Source organism: Streptomyces violaceoruber, assembly GCF_033406955.1.
GTDB lineage: Bacteria > Actinomycetota > Actinomycetes > Streptomycetales > Streptomycetaceae > Streptomyces > Streptomyces violaceoruber.
Map to the genome: position 1 here is coordinate 4036345 of NZ_CP137734.1, position 15507 is coordinate 4051851.

The window sequence follows — 15507 nt, forward strand, 5'->3', positions numbered from 1 at the left end:
TGGCGTATGGCGGCATCGGTCAGGCACGAGACGCGGGCCCTGCTCCGCGCGCATCTGTCGGCCGCGTCGTCGTACGGTCACGTGACGCGGCACTGTCCGATCTGCCACCGGCTCCTGCGGCTCGCACTGGACTCGCCGGCCCCACAGTCTCCGACAGGCCGTCAAGAGGGCGTCGACGACGGGAGCGCGCCCACGGCATGAAACCGCGCGGCCCCAACACCCTTGCCCCGCAGACCTCCTGGAGGCCACGCCTCCATTAGCGCACCGGCGCCGGATCCAACAACCGCCGTGGCGTGTGACGGGTGTCACCGTATGAGTTTTTGGAACCGTGGCACTTACGACTCCCCTACAACTGATCAATTTAATATGTGCAATTGCACCACCTTCGCAGTGCCCGCACAGCCGATCCGACACCCCTCCCCAGACTCCGACAAGCCCGGACACAGGACAGGACACGGACCCGCACACTGCCCCCCACACTGCCCCGGACACCGACCCGGGCTCGGGCCCGGGCACAAAAAAATCGCGCTGGACCCGGCGGAGTCCAGCGCGATCAACGACGCACCTCTGTTGGGGCAGGGACGGCGTCGCTTGGAGCTGTGGTTCCGGGCGCCGCGACAGGTTGGGGGACCCGCCGTTCTGCCCGGTTATTCAGTTGTTCAGGCCTCGCTGCGCTGCTGCGGAATGCCCGCGAGCAGAGCGCGGACCTCGGCTTCGCGGTAGCGGCGATGCCCGCCGAGCGTGCGGATCGACGTGAGCTTGCCGGCCTTCGCCCAGCGCGTGACCGTCTTCGGGTCGACGCGGAACATGGTGGCGACCTCAGCCGGGGTCAGCAGCGGCTCGGCATCAGGGGTGCGAGCGGTCATGAGCGGCCTCCTCGGGAGAACCGAACCTTCTCGGTTCATTCCTCTAAATTCTGCACCTTGACCCGCGTTGCCCGAAATGGCGGACGCGAGTCGAGTCGGTTATAGGACGAACGGCTTGTCCTCGGCACTACAACTACACCATCTGTCCAGCCGCGTCGGCCAAACCGATGGAATTGCCCTCCCAGGTGTTCATCAGCGACGGAAGCCGATGGACCATGCCATAGCGGACAGTCACGCCTCTGTGACGATCAGTCACAGGGGCGCTCAGGAGTCACCAGACCCCCCAAAGCGTGCAATGCTGAGATTCCACCCACAGTGCATCACGGCAGGACGGAAGGAGCCCTCCCCGGGCTCCTTGTCCTATTTTGGCATGAGGAGGGGGAAGCGGCGCAAGAGTGATGTACGTGCGGTCCGTCACGCTTGACTCAAACGCCCGGATCGGGACCTACGTCCCTTGTCGGCAAGAGATCAGCCCACACCGGGCGGGTGTCGGAGCGGAAGACGAAACCCCACATCGGGCGGTACGTCAAACGTCAGTTCGCCGAGCGCCGGTCCCGGACCGCCCGCCAGCGCTCCACCAGCCGCCCGTACGCCGCCCCCGCGGCAACCCCGTCGCCGTGGCGCAGCGCCTCGATCCCCTCGGCCACGTCCGCCGCGGAGTGGTCCGCCTCCAACTCGCCGGCCGGCAGGGCGTGCACCAGTCCGCCGTAGTCCAGCTCGACCAGGGAACGCGGGTGGAACTCCTCCAGCCAGCGCCCCACATCCACCAGGCCGTCGATGAGCGGCCCCTCGTCCACGGCCTCCCGCAGGGCCCGCAGCCCCCGGGCCACCCGCCGGCGGGCCTGCACCATGGGTGTGCGGTAGCGCAGCACCGGTGCGGTCGCCGCCTCGTCGCCGCCGCCCTCGTCGTACTCCCGCTCCGCGTCGGAGACCAGCACGAACCAGTTGATCGGCACCTGCCAGGTGGCCGTGCGGATCCAGGGCCGGGCGTCCGGGTTGCGCTCCAGCCAGCGCTCGTAGTCCTGCGCGCTCTGGCGGCGTACGACGGGTGGGATCAGGGCGTCCAGGACCGGCTCCGGGAAGTCCTCGGCCACCTCGCCCAGGGCCTGCCAGCCGCGCAGCCGGGTCCGCCAGGGGCAGACGCAGACCACGCCGTCCACCTCGGTCACGAAGGCGTCGGCGCTCTCGTGCACCGGCACCGCCACCGGCGGGGTGGGCAGCAGGTCGGCCAGCGAGCGGCGCAGCTCGTCCTGGTAGGAGGGCCGGCCGGGGCGGCGGGCGTAGCGGGTCCAGTGGGCGCGCTCCTCGTCGGGGAAGGCCGCCAGCGGCTCGTACACGCGCAGGTACGCCGCGTACGGGACGATCACCGAGGACACCTTGGGCACGCCTGCTCCCTCCCCCGCGCACCGACGCGAAAACCTGTGGAAACCCGTGGAAACGGATCACAAAGGCGCGGGAATCTCTGCAAATCGTCGCACGCCCGTACTCCGTGCGGAGGTGATCCTGAGCACTGTGCGGCGGGCCGGTACACCCAGGCTCTAATCTCGTGCCACAGTCCCCGCCACCTTCACGGGGCCTGCCACCCATCGCCGCACCTACACAGGAGTCACCACCGTGACCGACGTAAACGGCGCACCTGCTGATGTACTGCACACCCTGTTCCACTCGGATCAGGGGGGACATGAGCAAGTCGTGCTCTGCCAGGACCGTGCCAGCGGCCTCAAGGCCGTGATCGCCCTCCACTCCACCGCCCTGGGCCCGGCGCTCGGCGGTACCCGCTTCTACCCGTACGCGAGCGAGGCGGAGGCCGTCGCCGACGCGTTGAACCTCGCCCGCGGGATGTCGTACAAGAACGCCATGGCCGGTCTGGACCACGGTGGCGGCAAGGCCGTGATCATCGGCGATCCGGAGCAGATCAAGAGCGAGGAGCTGCTCCTCGCCTACGGCCGGTTCGTCGCCTCGCTGGGCGGCCGCTACGTCACCGCGTGCGACGTCGGCACCTACGTCGCCGACATGGACGTCGTGGCCCGCGAGTGCCGCTGGACGACCGGGCGCTCCCCGGAGAACGGCGGCGCGGGCGACTCCTCCGTGCTCACCTCCTTCGGCGTCTACCAGGGCATGCGGGCCGCCGCCCAGCACCTGTGGGGCGACCCGACGCTGCGCGACCGCACCGTCGGCATCGCGGGCGTCGGCAAGGTCGGCCACCACCTGGTCGAGCACCTGCTCGCCGAGGGCGCCCACGTCGTCGTCACGGACGTGCGCAAGGACGTCGTGCGCGGGATCACGGAGCGGCACCCGTCGGTGGTCGCCGTCGCCGACACCGACGCGCTGATCCGGGTGGAGAACCTGGACATCTACGCGCCCTGCGCGCTCGGCGGCGCGCTGAACGACGACACCGTGCCGGTGCTGACCGCCAAGGTGGTGTGCGGCGCGGCCAACAACCAGCTCGCCCACCCGGGCGTCGAGAAGGACCTCGCCGACCGCGGGATCCTCTACGCGCCGGACTACGTGGTGAACGCCGGCGGTGTCATCCAGGTCGCCGACGAGCTGCACGGGTTCGACTTCGACCGGTGCAAGGCGAAGGCCTCGAAGATCTACGACACCACGCTGGCCATATTCGCACGTGCGAAGAAGGACGGTATTCCGCCGGCCGCGGCGGCCGACCGGATCGCCGAGCAGCGGATGGCGGAGGCCCGTCCCCGGCCGTGATCCGGCGGTCACGGACGGTGGGCCGGCGGGGTCTTCCCGGGGTTTGACCGGTACCCGTCGGGGGCCAGTTGGAGAGAACTCTCACTTATCCCGGCGGGTCGACCGTCGAAAGGTGGTTAAAATCGCCTTTGACCAGCGAGGACGGGGCGCCTCGGCGGTCCTGGGCAGGGCCACGTGCTGCGGGCGACGTACCGTATGGGCGTGGGCTCAGGTACCGTGGAAGCCCTACGGACCGGTCTCTCTGCGGAGAGCCCGTTCCGGACCATGAACGCGTGTCAAGACTCTGGGGCCGTCGAGCCCCGTCGTTGAGGGGGTCGAGCCATGGGGCGCGGCCGGGCCAAGGCCAAGCAGACGAAGGTCGCCCGCCAGCTGAAGTACAACAGCGGTGGGACTGATCTCTCCCGCCTGGCCGAGGAGCTGGGCGCATCGCCGTCGAATTCGCAACCGCCGAATGGCGAGCAATTCGAGGACGATGAGCAGGACGACGACGTGTACGCAAAGTACGCCGACCTCTATGAGGACGACGACGAGGACGAGGACGGCCAGTCCCCTTCCCAACAGCGACGCGGCGCTTGACCTTGCACTGAACACCTTCCCGGTCGGTGACCTCTGTCACCGACCGGGTTCTGTGCTACCCGCGGCATCGGGGCACCTCAGGCGGCGTAGTCGCCCACCAGTGCCGCGCCGCTCTCGTGGTCTGCGCGGTCGGTGATCTCGCCGGCCACCCAGGCGTCCACACCGCGGTCGGCGAGGGCCGTCAGGGCGACGTCCGTCGACTCCTCGGGCACGATCGCGATCATGCCCACGCCCATGTTCAGGGTCTTCTCCAGCTCCAGGCGCTCCACCTTGCCGGTCCGGCCGACGAGGTCGAAGATCGCGCCCGGGGTCCAGGTGGACCGGTCGACCACGGCGTGCAGGCCGTCGGGGATCACGCGGGCCAGGTTGGCCGCGAGTCCGCCGCCGGTGACGTGGCTGAAGGCGTGGACCTCGGCGGTGCGCATGAGGGCCAGGCAGTCCAGGGAGTAGATCTTGGTCGGCTCCAGCAGCTCCTCGCCGAGGGTGCGGCCGAGACCGTCCAGGTGGGCGTCGAGCGCCAGGCCGCCCTCGTTCAGCAGGACGTGGCGGACCAGCGAGTACCCGTTCGAGTGAAGCCCGGAGGACGCCATGGCGATCACCGCGTCACCCGTACGGATGCGATCCGGTCCGAGCAGGCGGTCTGCCTCCACGACGCCCGTACCGGCGCCGGCGACGTCGAAGTCGTCCGCGCCCAGCAGGCCGGGGTGCTCGGCCGTCTCGCCGCCCACCAGGGCGCATCCCGCCAGCACACAGCCCTCGGCGATGCCCTTGACGATCGCGGCGACGCGCTCGGGGTGCACCTTGCCGACGCAGATGTAGTCGGTCATGAACAGCGGCTCGGCGCCGCACACCACGATGTCGTCCATGACCATCGCGACCAGGTCGTGACCGATGGTGTCGTAGACGCCCAGCTGACGGGCGATGTCGACCTTGGTGCCGACGCCGTCGGTGGCGGAGGCGAGCAGCGGGCGCTCGTAGTTCTTGAGGGCGGAGGCGTCGAAGAGGCCGGCGAAGCCGCCGAGGCCGCCGAGGACCTCGGGGCGCCGCGTCTTCTTGACCCATTCCTTCATGAGCTCGACGGCGCGGTCGCCCGCCTCGATGTCGACGCCGGCTGCTGCGTAGCTGGCACCAGTTGTGTCAGGCATGACGATGTGAACCTTCGTGTCGTACGGCAGGGAGGCCTTGGAAACCATGGGGAGCCGGGCGATCCGGGGAAACGGACGGCTACGGGCGACGGATGGCGTCGGCGGCGGCCGTACCGGCGGGCCCGGCGGCCAGCTCGGTCTCCAGGAGCTGCTTGCCGAGCAGCTCGGGGTCGGGAAGCTCCATCGGGTACTCGCCGTCGAAGCAGGCGCGGCACAGGTTGGGCTTGGCGATGGTGGTCGCCTCGATCATGCCGTCGATGGAGATGTACGCCAGGGAGTCGGCGCCCATCGAGGTGCCGATCTCCTCGACGCTCATGCCGTTGGCGATCAGCTCGGCGCGGGTGGCGAAGTCGATGCCGAAGAAGCAGGGCCACTTCACGGGCGGGGACGAGATCCGGATGTGGATCTCGGCGGCGCCCGCCTCGCGGAGCATGCGGACCAGGGCCCGCTGGGTGTTGCCGCGGACGATGGAGTCGTCGACGACGACCAGCCGCTTGCCCTTGATGACTTCCTTCAGGGGATTCAGCTTCAGGCGGATGCCCAGCTGGCGGATGGTCTGTGAGGGCTGGATGAAGGTCCGGCCGACATAGGCGTTCTTCACCAGGCCGTTGCCGAAGGGGATGCCGGAGGCCTCGGCGTAGCCGATCGCGGCGGGGGTGCCGGATTCCGGGGTCGCTATGACCAGATCGGCCTCCGCGGGGGCCTCCTTCGCCAGCTTGCGGCCCATCTCGACACGCGAGAGGTAGACGTTGCGGCCGGCGATGTCGGTGTCCGGGCGGGCCAGGTACACGTACTCGAAGACACAGCCCTTGGGCTTCGCTTCTGCGAATCGCGATGTCCGCAGGCCGTTCTCGTCGATGGCGACGAACTCGCCCGGCTCGATCTCCCGGACGTAGGAGGCGCCGCAGATGTCCAGGGCGGCGGACTCGGAGGCGACCACCCAGCCGCGCTCCAGGCGGCCGAGGACCAGCGGGCGGATGCCCTGCGGGTCGCGGGCGGCGTAGAGGGTGTGCTCGTCCATGAAGACGAGGGAGAAGGCGCCGCGCACCTGGGGCAGCACCTTGCCGGCCGCCTCCTCGACGGTCAGCGGCTTGCCGTCGTCGTCGACCTGGCCCGCGAGCAGCGCGGTGATCAGGTCGGTGTCGTTGGTCGCCGCGACCCGGGTGGAGCGGCCGTCCTGCTTCGGCAGGTCGGCCACCAGCCCGGCGAGCTGGGCGGTGTTGACGAGGTTGCCGTTGTGCCCGAGCGCGATGGAACCCTGCGCGGTGGCACGGAACGTCGGCTGGGCGTTCTCCCACACGGAGGCACCGGTGGTCGAGTAGCGGGCGTGACCGACCGCGATGTGACCCTGGAGCGAACCGAGCGAGGTCTCGTCGAAGACCTGGGACACCAGGCCCATGTCCTTGAAGACGAGGATCTGGGAGCCGTTGCTGACCGCGATTCCCGCGGATTCCTGGCCCCGATGCTGGAGGGCGTACAGCCCGAAGTACGTGAGCTTTGCGACCTCTTCGCCCGGAGCCCAGACACCGAAGACGCCGCAAGCGTCCTGGGGGCCCTTCTCGCCGGGAAGCAGATCGTGATTGAGTCGACCGTCACCACGTGGCACGCCTTCGAGTGTAGGCGAGATCGACCACTGGTCCGAATTGGGGATGCGGGCCCACTCATGGATCACCGATCGGCGACGGCGTGGACCGTGACACCGTCTTAGCTGGTCAGCGTGAGGGTTTCATGATCGATCCGATAGTCGATCTTGCCGTCGAAGAGGCCCAGCAGCCGCTTCTCGGCGTCCATGAGTGAGCCTTCGCACATCATTCGGGTGGTGGACGGGGCGCCGAGGGTGATACGTCCGTCGCTGACGGTGGCCCTGGCGTTGACGTGGTTGCAGGGGAGCCGCCCGGAGACGGTCTTCGCGTCCTGGTCGAAGGTGAGCCGGGCGCGGCCCTTGCCGCCCTTCTGGCCCGGGACGTCCAAGGCCCACTTCGTGCCGTGCAGCGGCGCGTCCTCCGGCCTGCTGAGCCGGACCGTGTCGCCGTCGGCGGTGGTGAGGGTCAGGCGGTCGCCCTCGCTCCCGGTGGTGAGGGGGCCGGCGGTGAGGGCGCGGCCGAGTGACTTCTCGAAGTCGGCGGGCGTCTTGGCGCAGGCCTTCTCGGTGAACACGGCGTCGCTGAGCCGGACCCGTCGACCGTCGCCCTCGCCGCCGCCGCCGTCGCCGTCGCCCTCGACGGCGGCGCGGGCGCTGAAGCTGTTGCAGCCGGTGCTGCCCGCGGCCTCGCCGCCGTCGTCGATCCGTACGTGTGCCGCGTCCGGCGCCCGGTGGGTGGTGCCGTCGACGGTGACGCTGTCGATGCTCCAGCGGACGCCGGTGACGCGCGCTCCGTCCGCGCCGACGGAACCGCTGCCGGTGCCGTCGGCCTTCTCGCTCCCGCAGGCCGCGGCGAGCGGGACGAGCGCGACGACGGCCGCCGCGGTGAGGGTCATGCTGCGCTGCTGCTTCTGCCTGTACATGCCGATTCGACGGAGACGAGGAGGGTCCGGTTCCGTCGTCCGTCCGGTGCTCCGCCTCCTCCCCCCTCTCCCCGGCCCGCGCTCAGCTCAGCAGCGGCAGCAGCGGCCCGAGATCGGCCCGCTCCCCACTCGCGCTCACCTTCGCCCCGTCCAGGGCGTCCTTCCAGGCCAGCCGTCCGGTGGCGAGCCGGATCCAGGTCAGCGGGTCGGTCTCGACGACGTTGGGCGGGGTGCCCCGGGTGTGCCGGGGGCCCTCGACGCACTGCACGACCGCGTACGGCGGGACCCGCACCTCCGTCGAGCCGCCGGGAGCCTTCACGGCGAGCGCGTCGGCCAGCAGCCGGGTGGCGGCGGCCAGCGCCTGCCGGTCGTACGGGATATCGAGGCCGGGGACCGCGGCGTTCAGGTCGTCGGTGTGCACGACCAGCTCGACGGTGCGGGTGACGACGTAGTCGGCCAGCGGCAGGGCGCCCGCGCTGGTCGGGAGCAGCCTGCTCCCGGGGTGGGTGTCGAGCCGCTCGGTGAAGCGCCGCTCCACCTCGGCGAGGTGGGCGTCCAGGTCGGAGTGCTCGGCGGCGAGCCGCCGGGCCGTCCCGGCGATGGCGTCCGCGTCGGCGGCGATGGCGAACGGCCAGTCGAGCAGCCGGCCGTCCTGCCGCACCGGCTCGGGCTCCCCCAGCAGCCGGTCCACGGCGGTCAGCGCCATCCCGACGTGCGCGACCAGCTCCCGCACGGTCCAGCCCCCGAGCCGGGTCGGCAGGCCGAGCTGCTCGGGGGTGAGGGCGCGGACGGCCGCCCGTACGTGGCCGAACTGGGCGAGGACGGCGGCACGGGTGCGGGCGGGGTCGTAGGCGCGGGGGCGTTTCCTGGCGGGCGGCATGGCGGTGAGCCTAGCCAGTCCGTTCTCCCGGACTCCGCCCCAGTCGGCTCTCTGGGACTCGCCCCAGTCGGCGCGGAACGTGGCGTGGCCGGGACGGACGACGTCCGTGCAGTGGCGGCGGGTCGTGACGTCGTCGACGTAGGCGCGGAAGACGTCCTCCATCCGCGAGGCCACGAGCTTGGCGTAACCGGGGTGGCCGAGGGTCATGGTGTGGACCTGGGGACGGCCGTCGCAGACGGAGGAGGCCCACCAGATCGGGTCCGTGGCGCCGCGGCCCGCCTTCCCCGGGACCGCCGGTTCCGGGGTCTCGCCGTCGTCGGCGCTGGTGAGCCGGAGGTTCTCGGCGACCGGGCCGGTGTAGGTGTGGAGGGAGGCGAACCACTCGCCCGGCATGTCCGGGGTGGGGAGCCAGTCGTGCGCGTCGGCCAGCTTCTCGTACACCCTGTTGGCGTGGCCGAGGGAGAGCACGAGACCGCGGCTCTCGTCCCACACCCGGCCGTCCGTGCGGCTTTCGCCGACCTCGTCCGGGTAGGGCGACCGGTCGGCGAGGCCGGTCTTCCCGTACCAGGCGCAGGTTCCCTCCGCCCGCGCCGCCGGGACGGGCCCCGCGGTCAGGGCGGGCACGTGGTCCGGGGCGTTTGCCAGGCGCTCGGCGCAGCCGAGCCGGTCGGCAAGGTTGTTGGCGGTTTCCACCTCCGTGTCGGCGAGGATGTCGCGGTCGCGGCCGCTCACCTGGCTGCCGCGCCGCGGCATCACCTCGGCCCGCGCCCACAGGGCCCGCACGGATTTGTCCTCCGCCGTCCCTTCCTCGCAGGGCAGTTGCACGGTGACCGAGGAGCCGGTGACGCGGCCGGCGATGTCGCCGCCCAGAGGCTGCGGTGGGTAGGCGGCCCGGCCGAGTATGTCGAGCGGGCCGTTCATCGGTGCGTCCGCGATCCGAGGCTGGTCGGCCGGCAGGACGCCCATCGCGCCGGTGAAGAACCAGCGGGTGCCGGTGTCGGTGCCGGCCCGTTCGCCCGCCTCCGTGCTGAAGATCTCGCAGTCGTGCGGAATCTCCGTGTCCGGGTCGAAGCTGTCGTCGTCGAGCTTCCGGTGCGTGATGGTGCCGCCCGCTTCGGAGAGGTCCAGCACCCGGCCCACGGGGACGAGTCCCCCGCAGGCCGCGTCGATGCCGCTCCCCCCGTTTCCCCGGCGGCCCCCTGGGCGCCACGATCACGGACGAAGCCAACAGGTGCCTACTCGGGAGAAGCGGGGACCGGTTCCGGTACGTCGAACACCTCGCCGTTGCGCGGAACGCCGATGCCGGTCCAGGTGAAGGGGACGCCCCGCGCGGTGTCCGGGTCGGGGCCGTCCATCAGCTGGAAGTGGACGTGCGGCTCCGTGGAGTTGCCGGTGTTGCCGCACCGGGCGAGGACCTGGCCGGCGCGGACGCGGTCGCCCTCGCGGACGGTGAAGGAACCTCGCTGGACGTGGGCGTACAGGGCGTACGTACCGTCGGCTGCTTCCAGCACCAGGTGGTTGCCGACGATGCGGCGGACCCCCGCCAGTTCCCGCACCGAGCCCTCGACGAGCATCAGGTACAGCAGCGCGGGCAGCGAGGTGCGGCTCAGGTGGTCGCGCTGACCGTCGTCGGCGCGTACGACCGTGCCGTCGGCCACCGCGAGGATCGGGGCGCCGAACGCCGGGAAGTCGCGGGGGCGCCGGGCGAGCGGCCACAGGGCTCGGAAGCCGGGGCGGGCGCCGGGCTCCGGCTCGGCTACGAGGTCGATGGCGAAGGTCTGGCCGTAGGCGTGGACGCCGTGGCTCGGGGTGCGGTCGGCCGGGCTGTTCAGCGCGGACCAACGGCCGGTGACGGGCGGGGCGACCTCGACGGGCTCGGGGGACCTGCCGGGCGCGTCCGGGGCGCCGCCGTTCCAGCGGTTGACCACCGTGATCAGGGCGTAGGCGAGGACCAGCGGCAGGAAGACGCTCCACCACGGGAATCCCGGGTCGAAGAGGACACCGACGACCACCAGGGCCAGGAAGACCAGCTGGAGCACCCGGAAGGTGATCATGGCGAGCTTGCGTGCGGACATCGTTCGTTCCCCCTTGCTCGTGACGGTCCTGACGCTCCTGACGGTCCTGACCGTCTTGGCGGTCCCGTTCAGTTCCGTGCGGTCGACAGCGCCACCAGCAGCGGTACGACCCGCCCCGGCGGCACCTCGTGACGGCCCCGGCCGGTGGTGTGCAGCCAGCCGGCGCCGGTGAGCTGGCGCAGGTGGTGGTAGATCTGGCCGGTCGTGCCCATCCCGTCCAGCTCCGCCAGCTCGGCGGCGGTGCGCCGCCCTCCGAGCACCTCCCGCAGCAGCCGCAGCCGCACGGGATGCCCCAGCGCGGCGAACACCTCGGCGGACTCGGCCCAGTCGGCGTCCAGCAGCCCTTGGGTCAGCGCTCCGTGCTGCCAGGCGTACTGCTCCCCGGTCGGCAGCCGCACCGAGCCGGTGAACAGGACACCCCCGGCCGCGGCCTTCAGTTCCGCCAACTGCTCCTTCAGGCCTTCCAGGGCCCAGAGGTCGCCCTCCTTGGGCCCGGGGGCGGGCCGGTCGGCGGCCTCCAGGGCGGCGAGGCGCCGCTCGAGGTCGGCCACACGTTGTTCCAGTTGCTCCACGAGTACGACATTACGTAGCTACGAAATTCCGCGCAAGCGTCACTCGTACGTGTGTCTGGTCGCGAAAGGAGGCCCGGGAGGACCGCGGCCCTGGAAACACTGGTCGGCGCCTGGAAGGAGGTGCAGCATGACGGTTATGGCCGAGCACACGTCTCAGATGTCGGTGGACGAGTTCGAAACGATCGCTTCCGCCGCTCCCGAGACCGTCACGTTGGAGTTCATCGACGGACGGATCGGGGTCAAGCCGGTGACCGACGGGGACCACAACAGCATCGTGTCCTGGCTGGCCAAACGCTGTATGCAGACGCGGCCCGACCTGGACCTGTACCAAACACAAGGGCTACGGGTCGACGCTTACCGGCAGAGCAGGGCGCGACCGGACGCCGTGCTGGCGCCAGAGGCTCACTTCGCGGGACACGGCGAATGGGCCGAGCCGGACGGCGCCCTCATGGTCGTCGAAGTCACGTCGTACGACTCGGACACGGACCGGCGTGACCGGCACGAGAAGCCTGCCGCGTACGGGCAGGCGGGAATCCCCGTGTATCTCCTGATCGACCGGGACGCCTGCACGGTCACGGTGCACCGCCGCCCGGACCGGCGGGTCGGTGGCTATCGCGACATCCGCCTGACGGATTTCGGGGAGACCGCGGTCCTCCCCGACCCCGTCGGCATCGAGCTCGACACGGAGATCCTCAAGAACTACGTGCGCTGAGACGACGAGGTCCCGCCCGGAACCGGACGGGACCTCGGACGTTCAGGGAGCTGCGACCACTACGCCAGCAGCCCTGGGATCGTGCTCTCGTGGGCCTCGCGCAGGTCGGTCAGGGGGAGGGTGAACTCGCCCTGGACCTCGACCGCGTCGCCGTCGACCACGCCGATGCGGGTGACCGGCAGGCCGCGGGCGCCGCACATGTCGTTGAACCGGACCTCCTCCGAGCGCGGGACGGCGACGACCGCGCGGCCCGCCGACTCCGAGAACAGGAAGGTGAAGGCGTCCAGCCCGTCCGGTACGACCAGGCGCGCGCCCTTGCCGCCCAGCAGCGCCGACTCGACGACCGCCTGGACCAGACCGCCGTCGGACAGGTCGTGCGCGGAGTCGATCATGCCGTCGCGGGAGGCGGAGATCAGGATCTCGCCCAGCAGGCGCTCCCGCTCCAGGTCGACCTTCGGAGGCAGGCCGCCGAGGTGGTCGTGGATCACCTGGGACCAGGCCGAGCCGCCGAACTCCTCACGGGTGTCGCCCAGCAGGTACAGCAGCTGGCCGTCCTCCTGGAAGGCGACCGGCGTGCGGCGGGCCACGTCGTCGATGACGCCGAGGACCGCGACCACGGGGGTCGGGTGGATGGCGGCCTCGCCCGTCTGGTTGTAGAGCGAGACGTTGCCGCCGGTCACCGGGGTGCCGAGCTGGAGGCAGCCGTCGGCCAGGCCGCGCACGGCCTCCGCGAACTGCCACATGACCGCCGGGTCCTCCGGCGAGCCGAAGTTCAGGCAGTCGGAGACCGCGAGCGGCTTCGCGCCGGTCGTCGCCACGTTGCGGTAGGCCTCCGCGAGCGCCAGCTGCGCGCCCGTGTACGGGTCGAGCTTGGCGTAGCGGCCGTTGCCGTCCGTGGCGATGGCGACGCCGAGGCCGGACTCCTCGTCCACCCGGATCATGCCCGAGTCCTCGGGCTGGGCGAGGACGGTGTTGCCCTGCACGAAGTGGTCGTACTGCTGGGTGATCCACTGCTTGGACGCCTGGTTGGGCGAGCCGACCAGCTTGAGGACCTGAGCCTTCAGCTCGTCGGACGTGCCCGGCCGGGGCAGCTTGTTCGCGTCGTCGGCCTGGAGGGCGTCCTGCCAGTCGGGTCGGGCGTAGGGGCGCTCGTAGACCGGGCCGTCGTGGGCGACGGTGCGCGGGTCGACGTCGACGATCTTGCCGCCGTGCCAGAAGATCTCGAGGCGGTCGCCGTCCGTGACCTCACCGATCACCGTGGCGATGACGTCCCACTTGTCGCAGATTTCCAGGAAGCGGTCGACCTTCTCCGGCTCGACGACCGCACACATGCGTTCCTGCGACTCGCTCATGAGGATTTCCTCGGGCGAGAGGGTCGAGTCGCGCAGCGGGACGTCGTCCAGGGTGACGCGCATGCCGCCCGAACCGTTCGACGCCAGTTCGCTGGTCGCGCAGGACAGGCCCGCCGCGCCGAGGTCCTGGATGCCGACGACCAGCTTCTCGGCGAACGCCTCCAGGGTGCACTCGATGAGGAGCTTCTCCTGGAAGGGGTCGCCGACCTGGACGGCGGGGCGCTTGGAGGGCTTCGCGTCGTCGAAGGTCTCGCTCGCCAGGATCGACGCGCCGCCGATGCCGTCGCCGCCGGTGCGGGCGCCGTACAGGATGACCTTGTTGCCCGCGCCGGACGCCTTCGCGAGGTGGATGTCCTCGTGCCGCATGACGCCGATGGCGCCGGCGTTGACCAGCGGGTTGCCCTGGTAGCAGGCGTCGAAGACGACCTCGCCGCCGATGTTGGGCAGGCCCAGGCAGTTGCCGTAGCCGCCGATGCCGGCCACGACGCCCGGCAGGACGCGCTTGGTGTCGGGGTGGTCCGCGGCACCGAAGCGCAGGGGGTCGACCACGGCCACCGGCCGCGCGCCCATCGCGATGATGTCGCGGACGATGCCGCCGACTCCCGTGGCCGCGCCCTGGTAGGGCTCGACGTACGACGGGTGGTTGTGCGACTCGACCTTGAAGGTGACCGCGTAGCCCTGGCCGACGTCGACGACGCCGGCGTTCTCGCCGATGCCGACGAGCATGGCGTCGGACTGGGGGGCCTTCTCGCCGAACTGGCGCAGGTGCACCTTGCTGCTCTTGTACGAGCAGTGCTCGGACCACATGACGGAGTACATGGCCAGCTCCGCCCCGGTGGGGCGGCGGCCGAGGATCTCGACGACCCGCTCGTACTCGTCCTTCTTCAGGCCCAGCTCGGCCCAGGGCAGCTCGACGTCGGGGGTCGCGGTCGCGTGCTCGACCGTGTCCAGAGGCGTCCGGCTCATGCGTTGACCAGCTTCTTGAGGATCGAGGTGAAGAACGGCAGGCCGTCGGTACGGCCCGTACCGATCAGCGACTCGACGGCGTGCTCGGGGTGCGGCATGAGGCCGACGACGTTCCCGGCGGCGTTGGTGATGCCGGCGATGTCGTTGAGCGAGCCGTTGGGGTTCATGTCCAGGTAGCGGAAGGCCACCCGTCCCTCGGCCTCCAGCTCGTCCAGCGTGCGCCGGTCGGCGACGTAGCGGCCGTCCATGTTCTTCAGCGGGATGTGGATCTCCTGGCCGGCGGTGTAGTCACTGGTCCAGGAGGTGTCCGCGTTCTCCACCCGCAGCTTCTGGTCGCGGCAGATGAAGTGCAGGTGGTCGTTGCCCAGCATGCCGCCGGGCAGCAGGTGGGCCTCGGTGAGGATCTGGAAGCCGTTGCAGATGCCCAGCACCGGCAGACCGGCCTTCGCCTGGTCGATGACGGTGTCCATCACCGGCGAGAAGCGCGCGATGGCGCCGGCGCGCAGATAATCGCCGTACGAGAAACCGCCGCACAGCACCACGGCGTCGACCTGCTTGAGGTCCTTGTCCTTGTGCCAGAGGGCGACGGGTTCGGCGCCCGCGACACGGATCGCGCGCTGCGTGTCCCGGTCGTCGAGACTGCCGGGGAAAGTGACGACGCCAATACGAGCGGTCACTTCGCCGCTCCCGCGACTACGTCTTCGGACTCGACCTTGACGGTGAAGTCCTCGATCACGGTGTTGGCGAGGAAGGATTCCGCAAGATCATGGATGCGGGCGAGGGCGGCGTCGTCGACCGGCCCGTCCACTTCCAGTTCGAATCGCTTTCCCTGGCGGACGTCCGAGATCCCTTCGAAACCCAGTCGCGGCAGTGCGCGCTGCACCGCCTGGCCCTGGGGGTCGAGGATCTCCGGCTTGAGCATGACGTCGACTACGACGCGTGCCACTGGCACTCCCGGTGTGTGGTGCTGAGCAGGTTCCTTCAGACTACCCGTACAAAATTTCTACGCGCGTAGCCTTGGAGGAAACTACGTGACACCAGTCACGATTCGGCATCGGGAGGGGGCGGCCGCGAAAAGCTTCGGGAAAGATCCCGGATCGGGCGCGGACACCTATTGCGCGACGGACACGCGGGCAGATTTAGTCGGTC

The 15507-nt window shown here is 70.5% G+C and carries 15 protein-coding genes; 4 read left to right on the forward strand and 11 right to left on the reverse strand.

Annotated features, from left to right (window positions below; genetic code table 11):
* The first annotated feature begins 6 nt into the window (after positions 1 to 6).
* Complete coding sequence (locus R2E43_RS17985; protein ID WP_136209034.1) at positions 7 to 201, forward strand: DUF6274 family protein; 195 nt, start codon at positions 7 to 9, stop codon at positions 199 to 201.
* Positions 202 to 659: 458 nt separating this feature from the next.
* Here the strand turns inward: R2E43_RS17985 and bldC are convergent, their stop codons facing one another.
* Together bldC and R2E43_RS17995 are read right to left on the reverse strand one after the other, a co-directional pair.
* Entirely contained in the window at positions 660 to 866 is a 207-nt protein-coding gene (gene bldC, locus R2E43_RS17990) for a developmental transcriptional regulator BldC (RefSeq protein WP_003949541.1), read from the reverse strand.
* A gap of 533 nt (positions 867 to 1399) precedes the next feature.
* A complete protein-coding gene (locus tag R2E43_RS17995) occupies positions 1400 to 2251 on the reverse strand; it encodes a hypothetical protein (RefSeq protein WP_003974882.1) in 852 nt (283 codons plus the stop codon).
* Positions 2252 to 2480: 229 nt separating this feature from the next.
* Between R2E43_RS17995 and R2E43_RS18000 the strand changes: the two genes are divergently transcribed.
* Together R2E43_RS18000 and R2E43_RS18005 are read left to right on the forward strand one after the other, a co-directional pair.
* Positions 2481 to 3575, forward strand: coding sequence for a Leu/Phe/Val dehydrogenase (locus R2E43_RS18000; RefSeq protein ID WP_191851076.1), 1095 nt, complete (start codon positions 2481 to 2483; stop codon positions 3573 to 3575).
* Positions 3576 to 3896: 321 nt separating this feature from the next.
* A complete protein-coding gene (locus R2E43_RS18005; RefSeq protein WP_003974884.1) occupies positions 3897 to 4151 on the forward strand; it encodes a DUF3073 domain-containing protein in 255 nt (84 codons plus the stop codon).
* A 77-nt stretch (positions 4152 to 4228) separates the two neighbouring features.
* Here R2E43_RS18005 and purM read toward each other — a convergent pair whose 3' ends face one another.
* From purM to R2E43_RS18035, 6 genes are all read right to left on the reverse strand, one after another.
* Positions 4229 to 5296 (reverse strand): phosphoribosylformylglycinamidine cyclo-ligase, encoded by a 1068-nt coding sequence (gene purM, locus R2E43_RS18010; RefSeq protein ID WP_003974885.1) that lies wholly within the window; start codon positions 5294 to 5296, stop codon positions 4229 to 4231.
* A gap of 79 nt (positions 5297 to 5375) precedes the next feature.
* Complete coding sequence (purF, locus tag R2E43_RS18015; RefSeq protein WP_030872463.1) at positions 5376 to 6902, reverse strand: amidophosphoribosyltransferase; 1527 nt, start codon at positions 6900 to 6902, stop codon at positions 5376 to 5378.
* A 98-nt stretch (positions 6903 to 7000) separates the two neighbouring features.
* Positions 7001 to 7801: an META domain-containing protein gene (locus tag R2E43_RS18020; RefSeq protein WP_332056354.1), complete on the reverse strand. Its 801-nt coding sequence runs from the start codon at positions 7799 to 7801 to the stop codon at positions 7001 to 7003.
* An 82-nt stretch (positions 7802 to 7883) separates the two neighbouring features.
* On the reverse strand, positions 7884 to 8681 hold the full coding sequence (locus R2E43_RS18025; protein WP_003974888.1) for a maleylpyruvate isomerase family mycothiol-dependent enzyme: 798 nt from the start codon (positions 8679 to 8681) through the stop codon (positions 7884 to 7886).
* 1235 nt (positions 8682 to 9916) lie between these two features.
* Positions 9917 to 10756: a M23 family metallopeptidase gene (locus tag R2E43_RS18030; protein WP_030872456.1), complete on the reverse strand. Its 840-nt coding sequence runs from the start codon at positions 10754 to 10756 to the stop codon at positions 9917 to 9919.
* 68 nt (positions 10757 to 10824) lie between these two features.
* Positions 10825 to 11307: an ArsR/SmtB family transcription factor gene (locus R2E43_RS18035; protein WP_016326757.1), complete on the reverse strand. Its 483-nt coding sequence runs from the start codon at positions 11305 to 11307 to the stop codon at positions 10825 to 10827.
* 148 nt (positions 11308 to 11455) lie between these two features.
* Here R2E43_RS18035 and R2E43_RS18040 point away from each other — a divergent pair, with 148 nt between their 5' ends.
* Positions 11456 to 12040, forward strand: coding sequence for a Uma2 family endonuclease (locus tag R2E43_RS18040; protein ID WP_332056355.1), 585 nt, complete (start codon positions 11456 to 11458; stop codon positions 12038 to 12040).
* A gap of 59 nt (positions 12041 to 12099) precedes the next feature.
* Here R2E43_RS18040 and purL read toward each other — a convergent pair whose 3' ends face one another.
* Genes purL through purS form a run of 3 tightly spaced genes read right to left on the reverse strand, consistent with a single transcriptional unit; the run spans position 12100 to position 15304 of the window.
* Positions 12100 to 14358, reverse strand: a complete 2259-nt coding sequence (gene purL, locus R2E43_RS18045) for a phosphoribosylformylglycinamidine synthase subunit PurL (protein WP_003974893.1) — start codon at positions 14356 to 14358, stop codon at positions 12100 to 12102.
* Positions 14355 to 15035: a phosphoribosylformylglycinamidine synthase subunit PurQ gene (gene purQ, locus R2E43_RS18050; protein ID WP_003974894.1), complete on the reverse strand. Its 681-nt coding sequence runs from the start codon at positions 15033 to 15035 to the stop codon at positions 14355 to 14357. Before purQ ends, purL begins: the two co-directional genes overlap by 4 nt.
* Positions 15032 to 15304, reverse strand: coding sequence for a phosphoribosylformylglycinamidine synthase subunit PurS (gene purS / locus R2E43_RS18055; RefSeq protein WP_003974895.1), 273 nt, complete (start codon positions 15302 to 15304; stop codon positions 15032 to 15034). Before purS ends, purQ begins: the two co-directional genes overlap by 4 nt.
* Positions 15305 to 15507: the final 203 nt, after the last annotated feature.

Bases quoted from the DNA above. Each gene is read 5' to 3' on its own strand.
- R2E43_RS17985 (WP_136209034.1), top strand. From the start codon at position 7: ATGGCGGCATCGGTCAGGCACGAGACGCGGGCCCTGCTCCGCGCGCAT.
- bldC (WP_003949541.1), bottom strand. From the start codon at position 866: ATGACCGCTCGCACCCCTGATGCCGAGCCGCTGCTGACCCCGGCTGAG.
- R2E43_RS18005 (WP_003974884.1), top strand. From the start codon at position 3,897: ATGGGGCGCGGCCGGGCCAAGGCCAAGCAGACGAAGGTCGCCCGCCAG.
- purM (WP_003974885.1), bottom strand. From the start codon at position 5,296: ATGCCTGACACAACTGGTGCCAGCTACGCAGCAGCCGGCGTCGACATC.
- R2E43_RS18020 (WP_332056354.1), bottom strand. From the start codon at position 7,801: ATGTACAGGCAGAAGCAGCAGCGCAGCATGACCCTCACCGCGGCGGCC.
- R2E43_RS18025 (WP_003974888.1), bottom strand. From the start codon at position 8,681: ATGCCGCCCGCCAGGAAACGCCCCCGCGCCTACGACCCCGCCCGCACC.
- R2E43_RS18030 (WP_030872456.1), bottom strand. From the start codon at position 10,756: ATGTCCGCACGCAAGCTCGCCATGATCACCTTCCGGGTGCTCCAGCTG.
- R2E43_RS18040 (WP_332056355.1), top strand. From the start codon at position 11,456: ATGACGGTTATGGCCGAGCACACGTCTCAGATGTCGGTGGACGAGTTC.
- purL (WP_003974893.1), bottom strand. From the start codon at position 14,358: ATGAGCCGGACGCCTCTGGACACGGTCGAGCACGCGACCGCGACCCCC.